This is a genomic window from Halothiobacillus sp. DCM-1 (genome assembly GCF_045689735.1).
Classification (GTDB): domain Bacteria; phylum Pseudomonadota; class Gammaproteobacteria; order Halothiobacillales; family Halothiobacillaceae; genus Halothiobacillus.
The window spans coordinates 769,444-788,263 of the sequence record NZ_CP142685.1 but is presented as its reverse complement, the minus strand read 5'-3'; the positions used below and the strand labels follow the sequence as shown (position 1 = coordinate 788,263).

13 protein-coding genes are annotated in these 18,820 nt (G+C 61.2%); 7 read left to right on the top strand and 6 right to left on the bottom strand.

The genetic code is table 11. The features are described from left to right. Positions 1–7 precede the first annotated feature (7 nt). Both VOI35_RS03715 and coaE read left to right on the top strand, forming a co-directional pair. On the top strand, positions 8–892 hold the full coding sequence (locus VOI35_RS03715; RefSeq protein WP_407276546.1) for a prepilin peptidase: 885 nt from the start codon (positions 8–10) through the stop codon (positions 890–892). Next, the gene (coaE, locus tag VOI35_RS03710; protein WP_407276545.1) at positions 889–1,512 is read left to right on the top strand and encodes a dephospho-CoA kinase; all 624 of its coding nucleotides are present in this window, start codon (positions 889–891) and stop codon (positions 1,510–1,512) included. Before VOI35_RS03715 ends, coaE begins: the two co-directional genes overlap by 4 nt. Before the next feature lie 27 nt (positions 1,513–1,539). Here coaE and VOI35_RS03705 read toward each other — a convergent pair whose 3' ends face one another. Next, a complete protein-coding gene (locus VOI35_RS03705) occupies positions 1,540–1,956 on the bottom strand; it encodes a hypothetical protein (RefSeq protein WP_407276544.1) in 417 nt (138 codons plus the stop codon). A gap of 96 nt (positions 1,957–2,052) precedes the next feature. Here VOI35_RS03705 and VOI35_RS03700 point away from each other — a divergent pair, with 96 nt between their 5' ends. Further along, a complete protein-coding gene (locus VOI35_RS03700; RefSeq protein WP_407276543.1) occupies positions 2,053–3,033 on the top strand; it encodes a YgfZ/GcvT domain-containing protein in 981 nt (326 codons plus the stop codon). A 66-nt stretch (positions 3,034–3,099) separates the two neighbouring features. On the opposite strand, the gene VOI35_RS03695 is transcribed toward VOI35_RS03700, so the two are convergent. The 5 genes from VOI35_RS03695 to VOI35_RS03675 are packed head-to-tail and all read right to left on the bottom strand — an operon-like array spanning position 3,100 to position 10,865. Further along, positions 3,100–4,323, bottom strand: coding sequence for a hypothetical protein (locus tag VOI35_RS03695; protein WP_407276542.1), 1,224 nt, complete (start codon positions 4,321–4,323; stop codon positions 3,100–3,102). 43 nt (positions 4,324–4,366) lie between these two features. After that, the gene (locus tag VOI35_RS03690) at positions 4,367–7,660 is read right to left on the bottom strand and encodes a DUF2126 domain-containing protein (protein ID WP_407276541.1); all 3,294 of its coding nucleotides are present in this window, start codon (positions 7,658–7,660) and stop codon (positions 4,367–4,369) included. Beyond that, on the bottom strand, positions 7,657–8,427 hold the full coding sequence (locus VOI35_RS03685; protein ID WP_407276540.1) for a peptidase: 771 nt from the start codon (positions 8,425–8,427) through the stop codon (positions 7,657–7,659). Before VOI35_RS03685 ends, VOI35_RS03690 begins: the two co-directional genes overlap by 4 nt. A gap of 11 nt (positions 8,428–8,438) precedes the next feature. Beyond that, the gene (locus VOI35_RS03680; RefSeq protein WP_407276539.1) at positions 8,439–9,425 is read right to left on the bottom strand and encodes an alpha-E domain-containing protein; all 987 of its coding nucleotides are present in this window, start codon (positions 9,423–9,425) and stop codon (positions 8,439–8,441) included. A 3-nt stretch (positions 9,426–9,428) separates the two neighbouring features. Continuing rightward, positions 9,429–10,865 carry a circularly permuted type 2 ATP-grasp protein gene (locus VOI35_RS03675; RefSeq protein ID WP_407276538.1) on the bottom strand — a complete coding sequence of 479 codons (1,437 nt, stop codon included), beginning with the start codon at positions 10,863–10,865 and terminating at the stop codon, positions 9,429–9,431. A gap of 462 nt (positions 10,866–11,327) precedes the next feature. On the opposite strand from VOI35_RS03675, the gene atzF reads away from it, so the two are divergent. The 4 genes from atzF to urtA are packed head-to-tail and all read left to right on the top strand — an operon-like array spanning position 11,328 to position 18,809. After that, a complete protein-coding gene (atzF, locus tag VOI35_RS03670; RefSeq protein WP_407276537.1) occupies positions 11,328–13,133 on the top strand; it encodes an allophanate hydrolase in 1,806 nt (601 codons plus the stop codon). Beyond that, positions 13,126–16,701: an urea carboxylase gene (gene uca, locus VOI35_RS03665; RefSeq protein WP_407276536.1), complete on the top strand. Its 3,576-nt coding sequence runs from the start codon at positions 13,126–13,128 to the stop codon at positions 16,699–16,701. The genes atzF and uca overlap by 8 nt, the downstream gene beginning before the upstream one ends. Beyond that, positions 16,698–17,456: a GntR family transcriptional regulator gene (locus VOI35_RS03660; protein WP_407276535.1), complete on the top strand. Its 759-nt coding sequence runs from the start codon at positions 16,698–16,700 to the stop codon at positions 17,454–17,456. Before uca ends, VOI35_RS03660 begins: the two co-directional genes overlap by 4 nt. Before the next feature lie 45 nt (positions 17,457–17,501). After that, positions 17,502–18,809 (top strand): urea ABC transporter substrate-binding protein, encoded by a 1,308-nt coding sequence (gene urtA, locus VOI35_RS03655; RefSeq protein ID WP_407276786.1) that lies wholly within the window; start codon positions 17,502–17,504, stop codon positions 18,807–18,809. Positions 18,810–18,820 lie beyond the last annotated feature (11 nt).

Here is an 18,820-nt window from a genome sequence, read left to right as displayed (position 1 = left end):
CGCGTTCATGGCCGGCTTCGATGCCTTAGTGGATGCCTTTCGGCAAAATGCCGGCCTGTGGATCGGGTTCTCCCTGATCCTGGGGCTGCTGATTGGCAGTTTCCTGAATGTCGTCATTCATCGCCTGCCCATCATGCTGGAGCGCGGCTGGCAGCGCGACTGCCGGGAACTGCTCGGACAAACCCCGGAGACTTCAGCACCCGTCTATAACCTGATCACTCCGCGCTCGGCCTGCCCGCAATGCCACACGGCCATCAAAGCCTGGCAGAACATTCCCGTCCTGAGCTGGTTATGGCTGCGGGGTCGATGCGCGGCCTGTGGGCACCCCATCAGTCTCCAGTATCCGCTGGTCGAACTCGCCAGTGGGTTATTGACCGCGCTCGCCGCCTGGCACTTTGGCGTGTCTGCATTCACCTTGGCGGTGTTCGTCTTCGGCTGGCTGTTGCTGGCTGCCGCCCTCATCGACCTGAAAACCACCCTGCTCCCCGATCTGCTCACCCTGCCCCTGATGTGGCTCGGGCTCCTGCTCGCGGCGTTCGGCCTGAATCCCAGCGTTTCGCTGCACGATGCGGTGCTCGGTGCAGCCGGCGGCTATCTGGCGCTGTGGAGCGTGTACTGGCTGTTCAAACTCACGACCGGCAAAGACGGCATGGGATACGGTGATTTCAAGCTGCTGGCGGCGCTCGGCGCCTGGTTAGGCTGGCAATCCCTGGCCATGATCCTCCTGCTCTCGGCGGGGGTCGGCGCCGTGATCGGGGTCGGCATGATCCTACTGCTGCGCCACGACCGGCGCATTCCCATTCCCTTCGGCCCCTATCTCGCCGGGGCGGGGTTCCTGGCGCTCTATCTGGGCGACTTGCTCAGCCAGCGTCTTTGGGGATGGGCGGGATGACCGAACCCTCGCCCGGTCGGTTGATCGGGCTCACGGGCGGCATTGCCTGTGGAAAATCCACGGTTGCCGAAATTTTTTCTACCCTCGGTGTTCCGGTAGTGGATACCGATGTGATCAGCCGCACGGTCGTCGCGCCGCCCTCGCCCTGTCTTGATCAGCTGGTCGAGGCATTCGGCCACGGGATTCTGCAACCGGATGGCTCGCTGGATCGTCCCGCACTACGACAGCGCATTTTCCACGACAAACGCGCCAAGCAACGCGTCGAAGCGATTCTGCATCCGGCCATCCGTGAGCTCGCGCACGCGCAGGCGGTTCAGGCCGCCCAACACCATCCGCTGGTGCTGATCGTCATCCCCCTGCTGGCCGAACCCGGCGTGGCCGCGCACTACCACTGGCTGGAGGCCATCCTCGGTGTGCGTTGCTCGCCAGCGCAGCAGCGCGCCCGGCTGATGAACCGACCCGGCATCGACCCTGATCTCGCCGAGCGCATGCTGGCCGCTCAAGTGACCGACGCCGAGCGCGAACCCATCGTCACGCACTGGATCGATAACGACGGCGACCGCGACGCCTTGCGCCCGCAGGTCGTGCAACTCCATCAGCGGCTTCTGGCCGATTCATGAACGAATCGGGTATGCCCGCAGGTCTATTCACCCCGTCGGCGGAAATAAGGCCAGTGCGCGTTTGAGTTGCCACCAGGCAACGGTGCCGACCCGTCGGCGGGTGATCCAGATTGCCCTGCGCGGGCCTGAGTCGGCATCGAGCATCAGCCCCAACAGGCCATCGCCCAGCCAGACCCACGCCAGGGCATGATCCTGCCCCTGCCAGTGCGCGCGCTGGCCTTTGATCACCAGAAAACCCGGCAAAAAGAACGCGCTGGGGCGCCAGAACCAACCAATCGCACCGATGCCTGCCGCGAGCCCGGCCAGTGCCGTCCATGCTGTCGGCAAATGCATCCACAGTGTCCAGCCGCAGGACAATGCCGCCATGCCCCACATCCCGAGCCAGAGCCCGAGTAGCCCCGCATCCTCACCCAATTCCGCCGACCACTGCAATTCTCGTTGCATCACGCACCCCGGGGTTCAAAGGTATCGGCAAAGCGCACATACTATGCTCAAATCTGTTTGATCCCTTGTTCTTCATCCCGATACTGGAAGCTCATCGTGCCCCTCACCGACACCGCGTTTTCCCTACGAACCGAACCCCTGCCCCTGGCGACACTGCAGGTCTCGGGCGCAGATGCCGCCGCGTTCTTGCAGGCCATGTTAACGCAGGACATTCTGTCACTGCCCGCAGGCCAAGCAACCCGCGCAGGGCTGTGCAATGCGAAAGGTCGGCTGCTGACCGATTGCCTGGTGACCCGCCGAACCGCCGACAGCGGCTACCATCTCACCCTGCACGCGAGTTTGGCCGAAGAGATACGGCGCCTGCTGCAACGCTATGTCCTGCGGCAGAAAGTCACGATCGAGCCCACCCAGGAACGCCACGAAGGCTGGATTCGCCCCACCGCCGATGACTGCACCGCGCACAACCTGCCCGCCCCGGTTCCACTCCACGGCGCCTTCGATGCCGTCGGCTCGTTTGTGCTCTGGACTCACCGGGGGGACAACCCGCGGCTGCTGTGCTTTCAACCCGCAACCCACGGCAGCCCTTCAGCCAACCCGCTCGTGCCGGCCGAACACTGGGATGCAGAAGAGATTCTGGACGGCCTACCGCAAGTCGTGGCCGCCACCAGTGGCCACTTCGTTCCCCAGTGGCTACATCTGGATCGGCTGGGCGCCATCAGTTTCAAAAAAGGCTGCTATCCAGGGCAGGAAGTGATCGCGCGGCTGCATTATCTGGGCAAACCCAACCGGCAACTGGTACTCGGCCACATCGACGGCGCATCCGCCATCGCTCCCGGAACCCTGCTGTTTTCCACCTCGACCGACACTCGCCCCCCGGCGGAGACTTCCGAATCCTCAGGTCAGGAAACGGCAGCCGGCGAAGTCGTGCGCAGCGCGCCCGATCGACAGCACCCGGCCAGGCAACTCTTTCTCGCTGTGCTGCGTTCCAGCCACCGGCATGACGACCTGACCCTGAATGGCCAGCCGTGCAAGATCCGCGCAACGGCACCCGAAACAGCGCCCGCCAGCACCCATTGATTCCGTGCTCATCCCACGATGGCCGGTTCAGCAGGCCATCGTGGCGACCCGAGGTTTAATTGACGATTAATTGGCTGAAGCCCGCACGCCCTCTTCCAAGCCCGCCGCATAAGTGAGCTGCGCCACATTATCGCGGGCGAAAAAGCCCTGGAAGCCATCGAATCGTTGGACATATTCGATGATCAGAGAGGAAAAATCCGAGGCCGAGGAGAAAATCTGTTTGAGCCCCTCCTCCCGCGAGCCAACGGTATCCAGCAGGAAGCCCTTGCCTTGGGCAGCGATCTGCTGGACGACGAAATCGATGTTTTCCATGCCCTGGGTCTGACCGTCGGCCACGCTCAAGGCCATGTGGTGCAGCCGCGGACCATAGTTGCGCACGAAGGATTCGGTCGGACTGGGCAGCTTGTCGAGGTGATTGACGCAATACGGCAAGTTGTTGGCCGTAAAAACTTTGGCGGGCGATTTCGTCTCCGGCTGTCCCCGCACATTCTTGGTGACATTGGTGGAGGAGTTTTGATCCCGAATATCGTAACTGCCCCAGTAGTAATAACTCGATAGGGCAAGATATTCGAGCAGCGCCACTTCCCGGTTTTGGCTGTAGACCCGGGTCGCAAGATGATCGATCGGCATGATCATGCCTTTAATGCCGATTTGATCCTGCATTTCTTTGCCGCGCTCATAAGCGGCCTGCGCTTCGTTGAGGATGATGGATTCCCCGTGCTGATACACCCGGATGCCGTCCTCCGGGCGTTCCATATAACCCACGACATTCTGGGTATAGGGCGATGGTTTGGAGAGGCTGACATTCAGCGGCAAATCGAGATCCGCGAGTTGCCCGAGGCCGAAGAAGCGGAATTCCCGATCCTGCTGCATGGCCACGACTTCATGCCGGTTGCTGGCATAGAGGATTTCGCCCAAATAGCGGCTGTGGGGGCGGCGGGCGCCCACCGGGTACATGTCATTGAGATTGCGGAAAATATCGCTGTAACTGGCATCCTTGACCTCCCGCAGCAAAATATCCGGCGAGTTCATGTCGATGCGCAGAACATGGGTGTAATGCCGGGCGCTATCAAGCGTGACGAGATAATGATACGGCGTCATCAACGCCAGTTCGGCGATGTATTCGAGGGATTTGCCCGGCTCGACGGAAATCATCAGCGCTTCGATTCCGCCGATCAGCTCGGTCAACCCGCAGCGGTCTCGTTCTGCCAACACGCGGTGCAGATAGGTTTCAAAAAATTCCGAATTTTGTTTATCGCCAAATCGGGGAAAGCTGTTGGAATCAAACATGAAACACTCCTGATCATCCGGCGCCAAGACGCAGTTCAAAGGGTCAATGCGGTTGACGGCGCAAATCTAAAGTCAAAGGGAAACGCGGGTTGCGTTGTTCGGGGATGAGGGTGAATCGCCCCGGCGTATGGCCGTGCGGCCAGAAGCGGGCCAAGCGCCGCGCTTCCGCCTCATTGGCATTGACCGGAAAGACGCTGTAATTGCGCCCGCCGGGGTGGCTCACATGATAGGTACAGCCGCCGAGGGAGCGATGATTCCAGCCATCGATCAAATCGACGACAAGCGGCGCCTGCACGCCAATCGTGGGATGCAGCGCCGAGTACGGCGCCCATGCCTTGAAGCGTACACCCGCGACGAACTCGCCCGGCACACCGGTTGGGTGCAGCGGCACTTCCCGCCCATTGCAGCTGATCCGATGACGATTTCCCACCATGCCGCGTACGAAGATCTGCACCCGCTCAACGGAAGAATCCACATAGCGTGCCGTACCGCCGCCGCTCATTTCCTCGCCGAGGACATGCCAGGGCTCAATCGCCTGACGCAACTCGATTTCGATGCCTTCGTAGGCCACCTTACCATACAGCGGGAAGCGGAATTCGAGGAACGGACTGAACCACGCATCCTGCACCGGATAGCCCGCAGCACGCAGATCACGGCAAATGTCGTGTAGATCCTGCTCGACGAAGTACGGCAGCATGAACCGGTCGTGTAGCGCCGTCCCCCAAGGCACCAGCGGCCCCGAATAGGGCGTGCGCCAAAAGCGGGCGATCAGGCTGCGCAGCAATAGCGATTGAACCAGGCTCATCCGGGGATGGGGCGGCATTTCAAACGCCCGCAGTTCCAGCAAACCGAGGCGCCCCGTCGCCGAATCCGGCGAATACAGCTTATCGATACAAAATTCCGCGCGGTGGGTGTTGCCGGTCAAGTCCACCAACAGATTACGCAGGATGCGGTCGATCAACCACGGACGCTCGTTTTCCTGTCCCGACGGGCAATGTTGATCGAGTTGTTGGAGCGCAATTTCGAGCTCACCCAAGGTATCGTCCCGGGCTTCATCCACCCGGGGCGCCTGACTGGTCGGGCCGATGAACTGCCCGGAGAACAGATAAGACAGGGCGGGATGTTCCTGCCAGTACACCAGCAGGCTTTTCAGCAAATCCGGCCGGCGCAGAAACGGGCTATCGGCAGGAACCGCGCCCCCAAGCGTGACATGGTTGCCGCCGCCAGTGCCGGTATGTCGGCCATCGAGCATGAATTTTTCGGCAGACAAGCCCGCCCGCTTCGCCGCCGCGTAGAGCCGTTCGGTGCGATCGACCAGACTCACCCAATCCTGACTCGGGTGAATGTTGACCTCGATCACGCCGGGGTCCGGCGTGACGGAGAGCGATTGCAGGCGCGCATCCCGGGGCGGCGTGTACCCCTCGATACGCACCGGCACATTCAGCGCCACCGCGGTTTGCTCGATCGCGGCAATCAACGCCAACCATCGCTCCAGCGATACCAGCGGAGGCATAAAGACGCACAGCTGGCCGTCGCGGACTTCCGTGGTTATCGCAGTGTGAACCACCTCCGTTGCGGCGGGCGGCACGGCAGAACGCACTTGCAACGGAAGTTTGTCCGATGAGGGCACCGCCCCAGTTTTTGCGACGGCCAAGGGCGGCTGCGGCGCAAAGGGATCAGGCGGGAAATCCATGGTCGGCGCGTCCTGCCAGGGCAAGCGGTTGATGGGCAACCGCAACCCCAAGGGCGAATCCCCGGGCAACAGCAGCAGGCGGTCGCTACGCAGCGGCCACGCGCTCGATTGCCAAGCGGGCGCATTGCCCCAGCCAGCGCGCAATGGCAAAACATAACCGACTGGCGCGGACAACCCACGGCGCAGCACCCGCGCCAGTTCGCCCCGGGTGCCCGGATCGTCCAAATCCAGATCGGCCACGCTGAGGTTCACCGGCAATTCGGCTTCCTGCCGAATGGGATACAACGGGTCTTCATACGCGGGCTGAATGAATCCAGAGGACAGCCCGAGCGCCTTGGCCAACGCAATCATGAAGCGCCCCGCGACCTCGGTTGGCTGGGGCGGGGTTCGCTCATCCGCCAGCAAGGCCGGATGCCGCCAGATCGGCTCGCCATCGGTACGCCAGAACGCGGTGAGCGCCCAACGCGGCAGGGGCTCGCCGGGATACCACTTACCCTGGCCGTAATGGGTTACGGCACCGGGCGCAAACTCGCCCACCAGTTCCCGCAGCAAATGCTGTGCGCGCTGCCATTTATCCGCGCCCAACGCCTCGGTGTTCCACTCGGGGGCTTCCCGGTTATCCACCGCCACGAAGGTCGGTTCACCGCCTTGCGTCAGGCGGACATCGCCCGCCAGCAATTCTCGATCGACCGCCAGCCCCAGCGCATGAATCGCCTGCCACTGCGTGTCATCGTAAGGTTTGGTGACCCGAGGGCTTTCAAAGATTCGAGTGACGGTCATCTCGACCGCCAGCTCGGATTCACACACGCTCGTCGCCCCACTAATCGGCGCAGCGGAGGCCGGCTGAGCGGTCGCGGCGAGGGGAATATGCCCCTCCCCGGCAAGCAGCCCCGAGGTCGCATCCAGGCCGATCCAGCCCGCGCCGGGAATATAGGCTTCGCACCAGGCATGAAGATCGGTGAAGTCGGCGCTGGGGCCGGCCGGCCCGCTCAACGGGATTTCATCGGCGGCCAACTGAATCAGATAACCGGAAACAAACCGGGCGGCAATGCCGAAATGGCGGAGTGTATGCACCAGCAACCAGGCGCTATCTCGACAGGAACCCGAACGCAGCGTGAGGGTTTCTTCCGGCGTTTGCACCCCCGGTTCCAACCGGATGAGGTAACTGATCTCGCTCTGTGCTTGTTGATTCAAGGCCACCAGGAAATTGATGATCGAAACATCCGCCGGCAAAGCCGCCCGCAATTGATCGATCCAAGCCGAAAACCGGCTGCCCAAGGCATCGACTTGCCGATAAGGTGCCAGCTCTTCAGCCAAGGCGGCGGGATAAGTAAACGGGTAGTGCTCGGCATAGTCCTCGACGAAAAAATCAAAGGGATTGATCACCGTCATATCGGCCACCAGATCCACCGTGACCGTCATTTCCGTGGCGGGCTCCGGAAAATTGAGCCGCGCCACAAAATTGCCAAACGCATCCTGCTGCCAATGAATGAAGTGCGGCGTGGGTGAAACATTCAGCGAATACGCCAGAATCGGGGTACGGCTATGCGCCGCTGGACGCAAGCGGATTTCATGCGCGAACAGGGTGACCGGCCGGTCGAACTGATAATGGCTTTGGTGATGCAGGGCAACGCGAATCGTCATGATGACGGCTCCTCATCCGGCTTGGTGGCGGGGGTTCGACAAACCCAGCCGGGTTCTGGCAAGGTGGAAAAAACCCCGCGAAGGCCATCGCTCCATTGGCTGCTGATGGCGCAGAAGTAAGGGTCTCCTTCGGGGATCTGGCGCAAATGATCCAGCGACAGGCTCCCCTCGACATAGCACGCCAAATCAATCGGCATGCCGACCGACACATTGCTGCGCATGGTGGAATCAAACGACACCAAAACGCACTTCACCGCGTCCGCGAGCGAAGTTTCGGGTCGAATCACCCGATCGATGATCGGCTTGCCATATTTGATCTCGCCGATTTGAAAAAACGGCGTGTTTTCACTGGCTTCGATGAAGTTGCCTTCGGAATACACCAGAAACAGCCGGGGGGCTTCCTGGCCGATCTGACCACCAATCAGGAAGTTCGCACTCATATCGATATTGCTGGCCTGTAAAAAAGGCCGATCCTGATTCTGCACCTGCCGCAAGCAGCCGCCCAAGAGCCCGGCTACCTCATACATCGAAGTGGCATTCCAGATGTTCAGTAAATCCGCCCGCCGCCCCTGCTGCTCCAGCAAGGCGATGGCACTTTGGGTGATCGATAAGTTGCCGGAGCTTAAGATCACGATCGCCCGATCGCCCCGATGCACGAAGCTCCGCATTTTCTTGAAATTGGCGATCTGATCCACGCCCGCATTGGTGCGCGAATCGGAGGCAAACACCAGCCCGGCATTGAGTTTCAACGCAACGCAATAAGTCATCGATATTTCCTTCAACTAGCCAGGGCGAGCGGCCGAAAAATCGTCGGCACCGGATCATGGCGAATCGCCAGATAGGCATCGTGAATCTCCTGACCCAGCATTTGCGTATGCGCCAAAAACTCGGTCAAGTATTCATGCAGACCATGGGCGAAGATGTCCTCGATCCGGCCAAAGTGCAAACCGGCATGAATCTCGCCCGCCAAACGCCGGGCTTCCCGTCCGGTGCGGCCATTGATGACCTCCAGCGTGCTTTCCACTTCGTTCAGACAGGCATGCAATGAACGCGGCATATCGGCGCGCAGAATCAGCAGCTCCGCCACCCGCATCGGCGTGATGCTATCGCGGTAGATTTTGCGGTACGCCTCCTGTGCGCTCACCGAGTTGAGCAACGCACCCCATTGGTAATAATCAGCGGCACCGCCCACATCCTGCACGCTGGGCAGCAGAATGTGATATTTCACATCCAGAATCCGGGCGGTGTTGTCTGCCCGCTCTAGGAATGTGCCCAACCGGATGAAATACAAGGCATCATCCTTCAGGATCGTACCCAGCGTTACCCCGCGAAACAGGTGCGAACGCTCCTTGACCCATTCAAAGAACACCTCGGGCCGCAGATTATCGATGCTGGGCAGCATGCGCTTGAGATCCAGCCACATACTGTTGATCACCTCCCACATCTCGGAGGTGATCGCCCCGCGCACCGCACGGGCGCTCTCGCGGGCGCGCATCAAACTGGTGTAAATGCTGGAAGGGTTGTCCGGATCGAGCGCCATGTAGTGGGTGACGCGCGCGGCTTCAGCAAGGCCGTGCTTGAGGGTATAGCCCTCCGCCGAGCCGCAGATATTGAGCGGGGCGTACCACAGCCGCGCCGCCGCATCATCCGTGTCATCGGGCAACAAGGCGGTACGGTGCGCCACATCCAGCACACGAGCCGTATTTTCGGCGCGCTCGATATAGCGGGCCATCCAGAACAAGTGATCGGCGGTGCGTGAGAGCATGATTCAGTCCTCCAATACCCAAGTGTCTTTGGTGCCGCCGCCTTGCGACGAATTCACCACGAGTGAGCCCTCCGTCAGCGCCACGCGGGTCAAGCCGCCGGGCGCCAGGCGAATGTGCTTGCCTGAAAGGACGAAGGGGCGAAGATCGACATGGCGGGGCGCCACCCCGGCCTCAACCAGCGTGGGGCAGGTCGATAACGACAAGGTCGGCTGCGCGATAAAACCGGCCGGGTCGTGCAAAATCCGCGCGCGGAACGCCTCGATCTGCGCGGCCGTGCTGGTCGGACCGACCAACATGCCGTAGCCGCCCGAGCCCTGCACTTCCTTAACGACCAGCTCCGGCAGATGATCGAGCACATACTTCAGATCATCCGGCCGATCCAGCCGCCAGGTCGGCACATTCGAGAGAATGGGTTGTTCCCCCAAGTAAAACTCGATCATGTCCGGCACGAACAGATAGGTCGATTTGTCATCGGCCACCCCGGTTCCCACGCCGTTGGTTAGCACCACATTGCCGCGCCGGTAAGCCTCGAACAGACCGGACACCCCCAGCATGGAATCCTTGCGGAACACTTGCGGATCGAGAAACTCATCATCCACCCGCCGATAAATCACATGCACCTGCTGCGGCCCCTGGGTGGTGCGCATATAGACTTTGTGATCGCTGACGAACAGATCCTGCCCTTCGACCAGCTCGACGCCCATCTGGCTCGCCAAAAACGCATGCTCGAAATAGGCACTGTTGAAGGCACCCGGTGTCAATACCACGATGGTCGGATCATCGACATGCGCCGGTGCCGACTCGCGCAGCGTTTCCAGCAGCAATTGCGGGTAATGCTGCACCGGTCGCACGGTGTGCTGAGTAAACAGATTCGGGAACAACCGCATCATCGTGTTGCGGTTTTCCAGCATGTACGACACCCCGGACGGAGTTCGCAGGTTATCTTCGAGCACATAAAACTCGTTCTCGGACACCCGCACCAAATCAATGCCCGCAATCTGGGCATACACCTGATTGGGGAGATTCACACCCTGCATTTCCGGCCGGTACATGCTGTTGTTCAGCACTTGCTCGGCGGGCACGACACCGGCCTTCAAAATCTCCTGCCCGTGATAGATATCGTGCAGAAACATATTCAATGCCTGAACCCGCTGCTTCAGGCCGCGTTCCAGCCAGGTCCACTCGGCGGCACTGAAGATGCGGGGGACGACATCAAAGGGAATCAACCGTTCTTCATCCGCCTGCGCGCCATACACCGCAAAGGTGATGCCCATGCGACGAAAGATCAGCTCAGCATCGCGCTGTTTCTGCCATAGCGCGTCTACCGGCTGCGCGATCAACCCTTGGGCAACCTGCGCGTAATGCGGGCGAATCGTCTGATCAAACCCATACATCTCATCGAATGCGGGGCGCATAACCTGCCGGTGCACTTCACTCATAGTCTTTATCCGGTTTCATTCCGTGACGCTTTTTTACAGTGCAAAACTCAAGCCAATCAGCTATCTAAGAGCAGAAAGCTCATAACCCATTGAATAAAATGTGATAAATAATCACACCATCACACCGCACAACTGCCGATGCACTAAACTCATTCAAAACCCATTTTCTATTGCACAACAAAAGCGCATATAAAACGGCGCACCCGTTAATCTAAATCCGCCGAATGAATAACTGATGAACATGGCGAATAAAACCCAATCAATCGCAAACCCCGCGATTGCACGATAAATAAGCAGCAAACGGCCTCGCCATCACTGATTTAGTGCATTAACCTGGGTAATCATTAGCAGTTAAAACAGCATATCATTCTGTTTTAACTGGATTTTTTAAAATAACACCCGATTGGCATCGGGCTTGCTCTATCTGGTATACCAGTTCATATACCAGAAGGAATGGCACGCATGGCCACCCCCGACCGCCCCACCAACGATCAGCCACCGCGTTCGATGCAGGATTGGCAATCGGCCTGGCGCGAAGATTTCGCTGGCACTGCAGCCGCCCTGCTGGCGGCGCAGGCTGAACGAATCCGCGCCAAGCAATCCCAAGCAGCCCCCGCCTGGATCAGCCTGACGCCGTTGCCTGTGCTAGAAGCCGCCATCGAAGCCTTGAAGCACACGCCGCGCAGCCCGGTGTGGGGCGTGCCGTTTGCCGTGAAAGACAATATCGATGTCGCCGGCTTACCCACGACCGCTGCATGCCCCGCCTTCGCCTATGAACCCACCGTGTCCGCGCCCGCCGTCGAACGGCTCCAGGCGGCGGGTGCCCTGTGCCTCGGCAAAACCAATCTCGACCAATTCGCCACGGGGTTGAACGGCACGCGCAGCCCGTATGGCATTCCCAGCGCTGTCGGCCATCCCGCCTATATTTCTGGCGGCTCCAGTTCCGGTTCTGCCGTCGTCGTCGCCCAAGGCGAGGCGGCGTTTGCGCTTGGCACCGACACTGCCGGTTCGGGGCGCGTGCCTGCGGCATTTAATGGCTTGATTGGACTAAAACCCACCAAAGGCTGGGTCAGTACCCGAGGGGTGGTGCCCGCCTGCCGAACGCTGGACTGCGTTACGGTGTTTGCCCATACCCTCGATGACGCAGAAACCGTACTCCAGATCATCGGCCAGTTTGACGCGGCAGATCCCTATGCCCGACCAGCACCGGCCAACTCGCCCCGGCTGCGCCAAACGCCCCGTCTGGCGACCTTCGCAGCGCTGGATTTTTTTGGCGATGACCCGCAACGCACGGCCTGGCTCGCTTATCGCCAACAATTGGAACAGCAGGGCATTGTGCTTGATGCAATCGACCCGACGCCCTTTCTGGCCTTGGCACCGCTGCTGTACCAAGGGCCGTGGGTGGCCGAACGATTGGCCGCGATTGCGCCGTTCATGGCCACTCAAGCCGAGGCGGTTCATCCGGTCGTGCGTCAAATTATCGAAGGCGGGCAGGCGTATTCCGCGGTCGATACCTTTCAGGCCGAATATCAGCGGGCGGAACTGAGCCGCCAAATCCGCGACGCCCTTGCGCCGTTCGATGCGCTGCTGCTGCCGACCGCGCCGATTTTCCCGACGATCGATGCAGTGCTCGACGACCCCATCACCCTCAACAGCCAACTGGGCACTTACACCAATTTCGTCAATCTGGCCGATTTGTGCGCCCTGGCGATTCCGGCAGGACAGCGCCCGGATGGCCTGCCCTTTGGCGTCACCCTGATGGCACCCGCCTGGCATGACGGCTTGCTCGGGCAGATTGCCCGCAGGCTACCGGGTTCGTCCGCCACACCGGACGCCCCCGCCCCGTTGCAAGCGCAGGAAATCGCCCTCGCGGTGGTGGGTGCGCATCTTTCCGGTATGCCGCTCAACCCTCAGCTCACCGACCGGGGCGGCCGTTTGCTGCGCGCCACCACCACGGCACCCAGCTATCGGCTGTACGCCCTGGCCAATACCACGCCGCCCAAGCCCGGCCTGGTATTTGCCGAATCCGGCGCCGCGATTGCGGTTGAAGTCTGGGCTCTGCCACGCCCGGCGCTGGCGGATTTTCTGGCAGAAATTCCGGCGCCGCTGGGTCTCGGGCAACTCACACTGGCCGATGGTAGCCAAGTGATCGGCTTTATCTGCGAGCCGCGCGCACTCACGGGCGCCCTCGACATCACGGAATTTAGCGGTTGGCGCGCGTATCGCGCCGCCGCAGCCCATCAAGCACAGGACAGCCAGCATGTTTAACAAGATTCTGATTGCCAATCGGGGCGAGATCGTCGTCCGCATCGCCCGCACCCTCAAACGCATGGGGATTACCTCGGTCGCCGTTTATAGCGATTCCGACGCGGGCAGCCCGCACATCCGCGCCTGCGATGAAGCGATTGCCCTGGGTGGACAAACCGCTGCTGAGAGTTATCTGCAGGCGGATCGGTTGCTGGCGCTCGCCCAAGCACATGGCGTGGAGGCCATCATCCCCGGCTACGGTTTTTTATCGGAAAACGCCGCCTTTGCCGAACGCTGTGCCGATGCGGGCATCGCGTTCATCGGCCCCACGCCACAGCAACTGCGGGAATTTGGCCTCAAGCACCGCGCCCGTGAGCTGGCGCAGGCGGCGCAAGTCCCGCTGGCGCCCGGCACCGATCTGCTGCGCGATCTTCCCGCCGCGCTCGCCGCCGCCGAACAGATCGGCTACCCCGTCATGCTCAAGAGCACGGCGGGCGGGGGCGGCATTGGCCTAAAGCGTTGCGCCGATGAGGCGGCGTTGATCGAGGCGTTTGAAGCCGTTGCCGGGATGGGCGCCCGCTTCTTTGGCGATGGCGGCGTCTTTCTGGAGCGCTTCGTCGATCAGGCGCGGCATGTCGAAGTGCAAATCTTTGGCGACGGTCAAGGCCAGGTCATCGCCCTGGGCGAGCGCGATTGCAGCTTGCAGCGGCGCAATCAGAAGGTGATCGAAGAAACCCCCGCGCCCAATCTGCCGCCAGCGACCCGCGCCGCCCTGCTCGCCGCCGCCGAACGCCTTGGCCGTTCGATTGCCTACCAATCGGCGGGCACGGTCGAATTCATCTACGACGCCGCGCGGGATGCGTTTTATTTTCTGGAAGTGAACACCCGCCTGCAGGTCGAGCATCCCGTCACAGAAATGGTGACCGGCATCGATTTGATCGAATGGATGGTACGGGTGGCGGCGGGCGAAACCTTCCCGCTGCAGGCATCCGCGCCGCAGGGGGTTGCCATTGAAGCGCGAATCTACGCCGAAGAACCTTTGCGCCACTTCCAGCCCTCGCCCGGCAAACTCGCGCGCGTCGTCCTGCCGACGGGGGATGGAATTCGTGTCGATAGCTGGGTGGAATCCGGCACGGTCGTCCCCGCCCAGTTCGATCCGATGCTGGCCAAAATCATTGCCCATGCGCCCACCCGCGCCGAGGCCATCGCCAAACTGGCGCAGGCGCTGGCCGAAAGCCGGTTCGAGGGCATTTCCACCAATCGCCTGTTCCTCGGTGAATTATTGACCCTCGAAACCTTTCAAACCGCCAGCCACAGCACCGGCAGTATCGATCACTATCTGGCCGCGGGCGGGTTTACCCCGGCGCTGATGGAAGTGCTGCAACCCGGCACCTACACCACCGTGCAGGACTATCCCGGGCGCCTGGGTTTATGGCACATCGGCGTGCCGCCGTCCGGGCCGATGGATGATTTCTCCTTCCGCCTGGCCAATCGCATTCTGGGCAATGCAGAATCCGCCGCCGGGTTGGAATGCACCCTGCAGGGGCCGACGCTCAAATTTCATCAGAACACGCTGATCGCCCTGACCGGCGCCGAAGCGCCCGTCACCCTGGACGGAACGCCCGTCGAAGCTCTGCGCCCGATCGCCGTCGCCGCCGGGCAAATCCTCAAGATTGGCCAAGTCAAAACCGGCGCACGGATTTATCTCGCCGTGCGCGGTGGCATCGAGGTCGATCCGTACCTCGGCAGCCGGGCCACTTTCGCACTCGGCGCCTTCGGAGGCTATGCCGGGCGCACGCTCAATGCGGGCGATATGCTGCCGTGGGGCAAGGCGCACATCCGCGCCCCGCAAATTGCCCCGCCCCTGCAGCCGGCGTTGGGCAATCACTGGCAGATTGGCGTGCTCTACGGCCCGCATGGCGCACCGGATTACTTCAAATCCGAGGCGATTGCGCAATTTTTCGCCACCGACTGGCAGGTGCATTACAACAGCAACCGTCTGGGCATCCGCCTGATCGGGCCAAAACTCGATTTTGCGCGCAGCGATGGCGGCGAAGCGGGTTTGCATCCGTCCAACATCCACGACACCGAGTACGCCGTCGGCTCGATCAACTTCACCGGCGACATGCCGGTGATTCTGACCCGCGATGGGCCGAGCCTGGGCGGCTTTGTCTGCCCGGCGACCATCGTGCGCGCTGAATTGTGGAAAGTCGGCCAGCTCAAACCGGGCGACACCCTGCGCTTCGTGCCCATTAGCTACGAACAGGCGCGCGCGCTGGACGCTGCACAGAAAGCCAGTCTCACCACGCTGATGCCGAGCGAATCCCTGCTGCCCGCCTCTCTCGGCAACTGCATCCTGCACGATCAGCCGGCAACGGATGGCCAGCCACGCTGCACCATTCGCCAGGCGGGGGATGGCTATGTCCTGCTCGAATACGGCGAAAATGTGCTCGATCTGGCACTGCGCCTGCGGGTACATGCCCTGATGAGCACGCTCGAAGCCAACCCCATTCTCGGTATCGAAGAGTGCTCGCCCGGCGTGCGTTCGCTGCAAATCCGCTTTGAACCCGAACAGATCAGTCAGGCCGAACTCTGCGCCCGGCTGATCCGGATCAATGCCACCCTGCCCGATGCCGCCCAACTCGCCGTCCCGGCACGCATCGTGCATTTACCGATGGCCTTTGAAGACAGCGCCACCCTGGATGCCGTCGCCCGCTATCGGCAATCGGTACGCGACACCGCGCCCTGGCTGCCCTCGAATAGCGAATTCATGCGCCGCATCAACGGGTTGCCGGATATTTCCGCCGTCCGCGAAACCCTGTTTTCTGCATCCTATCTCGTGCTTGGCCTGGGAGATGTGTATCTCGGCGCGCCCTGTGCCGTGCCGCTCGATCCGCGCCATCGTCTGCTGACCTCCAAATACAATCCGGCGCGCACCTATACCGCCGAGGGCACGGTCGGCATTGGCGGGGTCTATATGTGCATCTATGGCATGGACTCGCCCGGCGGCTACCAACTCGTCGGCCGCACCCTGCCCATCTGGAACCGCCGTGCCCAGCACGCCGCGTTTGAAGCCGGCAAACCCTGGTTACTGCGCTTTTTCGACCAGGTGCGCTTTTATCCCGTAGGCGAAGCCGAACTTACCAAGATGCGTGCCGATTTCACCGCCGATGCCCTGTCCATCCGCATCGAACCGACCGTATTCCGTCTGGATGAGCACGCGGCATTTCTGGCCGAACACGCCAGCAGCATCGCCGAATTCCGCGCCCAACAAGCTGCCGCCTATGCCGCAGAAGTCGCCCGTTGGGCGGATGACGATGGCAGCCTCAGCGTGAAGGACGAACCGAGGGCAACGCAGTCCATCGCGGGCGAACCGGTGGCCTCTAGCATCAGCGGCAATGTCTGGAAAATGCTGGTCGAACCAGGCGAAGCGGTGTGCGCCGGGCAAACCGTGGCGATTGTCGAGGCCATGAAAATGGAATTTGCCATTGAAGCGCCGCGTGATGGCATCGTCGCCGCCTGCGCCTGCCAGCCGGGGCAACTCGTCAACCTCGGGCAAACCCTGATCACTCTGGAGCCCGCGCCATGATTCGCCCCATCCATGCGCCACCGGCTCTAGCCGATCAGGTGTACGCGCAGGTCAAACAGGCGCTGTTCGATTTCACCTTGTTGCCGGGTGAGCGCTTTTCCGAAAACCAGATTGCCGAATCCACCGGCGCAAGCCGCACCCCGGTGCGCGAGGCGCTGACCCGGCTGGCGCGTGAAGGCTTTTTAAGCGTACAGAACCGCGCGGGCTGGCGTGTGAACGAGCTGGATTTCCGGCGCTTCGATCAACTCTACGAACTGCGCACCGTTCTGGAACTGGCGGCGCTGGACAAACTCTGCCAACAGCCCGCCCCCAGTGTCGTGCCCGAGCTAACCACCATCTGGCAGGTCGAAGAAAGCACGCGGGAACCCGAAGGCAAAGCCGTCTTCGCGCTGGATGAAGCCTTCCACGCCGCGCTGGTCGCGGCCACCGGCAATGCCGAATTGGCCGATGCCCACCGCCGGGTGATCGAACGCATTCGCATCGTGCGTCAGCTCGATTTCACCGAACCGGCACGCATCGATGCCACCTATCGCGAGCACGCCGCCATTTTGCAGGCCGTGGCGCGCCACCGCAGTGACGAAGCCTGTCGGCTGATGCGCGCGCACATCGAAAGCTCACGCCTCGCCGTCCAGAAAATCAGCCTGCATCGGCTGTATGAAGCCCGCGAACGCAGCCGTGCCGCTGCGCTGGATACCACGAACCCCGCGACCGGCGGCCTCCGGTCACCCTCCCCCGTCCATCCGCAAGGAGATTGAGCCATGTCTGAAAAAACCCAACCCGTTCCCACGCAACCCCTGGGCATGAATCGCCGGGACTTCCTCAAAACCGTCGGCGGTGCTGGCCTCGCGCTGGGGTTTGGCATCCAGGGCGCGATCGACCCCGCGCTGGCCGCTGAATCCGGGTCGATCAAAGTCGGCATCCTGCATTCGCTCTCCGGCACCATGGCCATTTCCGAGAGCACGCTCAAAGACAACATGCTGATGCTGATTGCCGAACAAAACGCCAAAGGCGGCGTGCTCGGACGCAAACTCGAACCCGTGGTAGTCGATCCGGCCTCCAACTGGCCGCTGTTCGCCGAAAAAGCCCGCGAACTGCTCGCCAAAGAAAAAGTCGCGGCCATTTTTGGCTGCTGGACTTCCGTCTCGCGCAAATCGGTGTTGCCGGTCGTCGAAGAGCTGGACGGCATCCTGTTCTACCCGGTGCAGTTTGAGGGCGAAGAATCCTCACGCAACATCTTCTACACCGGCGCGGCACCGAATCAGCAGGCGATTCCCGCGGTGGATTATTTGATGAACGAGCTCGGCATCACCCGCTGGGTGCTGGCTGGCACGGACTATGTCTATCCGCGCACCACCAACAAAATCCTCGAAGCCTATTTGAAGCAAAAAGGCGTCAAGGATGAAGACATCATGATCAACTACACCCCGTTCGGCCAATCCGACTGGCAGTCGATCGTGACGCAGATCAAGCAGTTTGGCAGCGCGGGCAAACCCACCGCCGTCGTCTCGACCATCAACGGCGATGCCAATGTGCCGTTCTACCGCGAACTGGCGAACCAGGGCATCAAGTCCGAAGACATCCCGGTCGTCGCCTTCTCCGTGGGCGAGCAGGAACTCTCCGGCATGGACACCAAGCCGCTGGCCGGTCAGCTTGCCGCCTGGAACTATTTTGAAAGCATCAAAACGCCAGAAAACGAGGCGTACATCGCCAACTGGAAAAAATTCAAAAACGATCCCAAGGCCGTGACCAACGACCCGATGGAAGCCGAATACATCGCCTTCAAAATGTGGATCAAAGCGCTGGAAAAGGCCAAGACCACCAAAGCCGATGCCGTCATCGAGGCGCTGGTCGGTATCGAAGTGCCCAACCTCACCGGCGGCACCGCCAAGATGCTACCGAATCACTACATCACCAAGCCCGTGTTCATCGGCGAGATCAAGCCGGATGGCCAATTTAATGTGGTGTGGAAATCCAAAGGCGAAGTCCCCGGTGAAGCCTGGTCGAAATACCTGCCCGGCAGCAAGGATCTGATCGCCGACTGGACACCGCCCATCAACTGCGGCGCCTACAACACCGTCACCAAGAAGTGCACCGGCTCCGGTGGCTAATCTGCCCGGCG

Bases quoted from the DNA above. Each gene is read 5' to 3' on its own strand.
- VOI35_RS03715 (WP_407276546.1), top strand. From the start codon at position 8: ATGGCCGGCTTCGATGCCTTAGTGGATGCCTTTCGGCAAAATGCCGGC.
- coaE (WP_407276545.1), top strand. From the start codon at position 889: ATGACCGAACCCTCGCCCGGTCGGTTGATCGGGCTCACGGGCGGCATT.
- VOI35_RS03705 (WP_407276544.1), bottom strand. From the start codon at position 1,956: ATGCAACGAGAATTGCAGTGGTCGGCGGAATTGGGTGAGGATGCGGGG.
- VOI35_RS03695 (WP_407276542.1), bottom strand. From the start codon at position 4,323: ATGTTTGATTCCAACAGCTTTCCCCGATTTGGCGATAAACAAAATTCG.
- VOI35_RS03690 (WP_407276541.1), bottom strand. From the start codon at position 7,660: ATGACGATTCGCGTTGCCCTGCATCACCAAAGCCATTATCAGTTCGAC.
- VOI35_RS03685 (WP_407276540.1), bottom strand. From the start codon at position 8,427: ATGACTTATTGCGTTGCGTTGAAACTCAATGCCGGGCTGGTGTTTGCC.
- VOI35_RS03680 (WP_407276539.1), bottom strand. From the start codon at position 9,425: ATGCTCTCACGCACCGCCGATCACTTGTTCTGGATGGCCCGCTATATC.
- VOI35_RS03675 (WP_407276538.1), bottom strand. From the start codon at position 10,865: ATGAGTGAAGTGCACCGGCAGGTTATGCGCCCCGCATTCGATGAGATG.
- atzF (WP_407276537.1), top strand. From the start codon at position 11,328: ATGGCCACCCCCGACCGCCCCACCAACGATCAGCCACCGCGTTCGATG.
- uca (WP_407276536.1), top strand. From the start codon at position 13,126: ATGTTTAACAAGATTCTGATTGCCAATCGGGGCGAGATCGTCGTCCGC.
- VOI35_RS03660 (WP_407276535.1), top strand. From the start codon at position 16,698: ATGATTCGCCCCATCCATGCGCCACCGGCTCTAGCCGATCAGGTGTAC.
- urtA (WP_407276786.1), top strand. From the start codon at position 17,502: ATGAATCGCCGGGACTTCCTCAAAACCGTCGGCGGTGCTGGCCTCGCG.